This window comes from Vagococcus proximus (genome assembly GCF_029143285.1).
Taxonomy (GTDB): Bacteria; Bacillota; Bacilli; order Lactobacillales; family Vagococcaceae; genus Vagococcus_D; species Vagococcus_D proximus.
In genome coordinates, this window is the sequence record NZ_JAPDSH010000015.1 from 1 (window position 1) to 1,780 (window position 1,780).

Annotated in this window: 2 rRNA genes; both read right to left on the reverse strand. The window is 50.7% G+C overall.

What is annotated here, in order from left to right:
• Window positions 1-60: ribosomal RNA gene (gene rrf, locus OL233_RS11250) — 5S ribosomal RNA — on the reverse strand; the annotation flags it as partial.
• A gap of 90 nt (window positions 61-150) precedes the next feature.
• A 23S ribosomal RNA gene (locus OL233_RS11255) occupies window positions 151-1,780 on the reverse strand; the annotation flags it as partial.

Here is a 1,780-nt window from a genome sequence, read left to right on the forward strand (position 1 = left end):
AAGCTTAACTTCTGTGTTCGGCATGGGAACAGGTGTATCCTTCTTGCCATCGCCACCACACTTTTAGATATTATTTAGTTGAGTAATTGCTCACTCAAAACTGGATGTTAAAGTCTAATCAAAACATTCCTTGATCCTACGTTTAAATTCTTGGTTAAGTCCTCGACCGATTAGTACTAGTCCGCTCCATACATCACTGTACTTCCACTTCTAGCCTATCTACCTGATCGTCTCTCAGGGGTCTTACTTTCCGAAGAAATGGGAAATCTCATCTTGAGGGGGGCTTCACGCTTAGATGCTTTCAGCGTTTATCCCGTCCACACGTAGCTACCCAGCAATGCCCTTGGCAGAACAACTGGTACACCAGCGGTGTGTCCATCCCGGTCCTCTCGTACTAAGGACAGCTCCTCTCAAATTTCCTACGCCCGCGACGGATAGGGACCGAACTGTCTCACGACGTTCTGAACCCAGCTCGCGTGCCGCTTTAATGGGCGAACAGCCCAACCCTTGGGACCGACTACAGCCCCAGGATGCGACGAGCCGACATCGAGGTGCCAAACCTCCCCGTCGATGTGGACTCTTGGGGGAGATAAGCCTGTTATCCCCAGGGTAGCTTTTATCCGTTGAGCGATGGCCCTTCCATGCGGAACCACCGGATCACTAAGTCCGTCTTTCGACCCTGCTCGACTTGTAGGTCTCGCAGTCAAGCTCCCTTATGCCTTTGCACTCTACGAATGATTTCCAACCATTCTGAGGGAACCTTTGAGCGCCTCCGTTACCTTTTAGGAGGCGACCGCCCCAGTCAAACTGCCCATCTGACACTGTCTCCCACCACGCTAAGTGGTGCGGGTTAGAATGGTCATAACACAAGGGTAGTATCCCACCAACGCCTCCTTCGATACTAGCGTACCGAGCTCTACGGCTCCTACCTATCCTGTACATGTGTCACAAACATTCAATATCAAACTACAGTAAAGCTCCATGGGGTCTTTCCGTCCTGTCGCGGGTAACCTGCATCTTCACAGGTACTAAAATTTCACCGAGTCTCTCGTTGAGACAGTGCCCAAATCGTTACGCCTTTCGTGCGGGTCGGAACTTACCCGACAAGGAATTTCGCTACCTTAGGACCGTTATAGTTACGGCCGCCGTTTACTGGGGCTTCAATTCTGAGCTTCGCCGAAGCTAACCCATCCTCTTAACCTTCCAGCACCGGGCAGGCGTCAGCCCCTATACGTCATCTTTCGATTTTGCAGAGACCTGTGTTTTTGATAAACAGTCGCTTGGGCCTATTCACTGCGGCTGATCTTACGATCAGCACCCCTTCTCCCGAAGTTACGGGGTCATTTTGCCGAGTTCCTTAACGAGAGTTCGCTCGCTCACCTTAGGCTACTCGCCTCGACTACCTGTGTCGGTTTGCGGTACGGGCAGTAATCATCTAACTAGAAGCTTTTCTTGGCAGTGTGACATCAGAAACTTCGGTACTTTAATTTCCCTCCCCATCACAACTTGTCCTTATAAGAGTAAGCATTTTACTCACCCTAAGACTCATTGCTTGGCCGTGCACTTCCAATCGCACGGATTTCTTAGCCTACTGCGTCCCTCCATTGTTCAAACAATAATTACTGGTACAGGAATATCAACCTGTTGTCCATCGCCTACGCCTATCGGCCTCGGCTTAGGTCCCGACTAACCCTGGGAGGACGAGCCTTCCCCAGGAAACCTTAGTCATACGGTGGACAGGATTCTCACCTGTCTTTCGCTACTCATACCGGCATTCTCA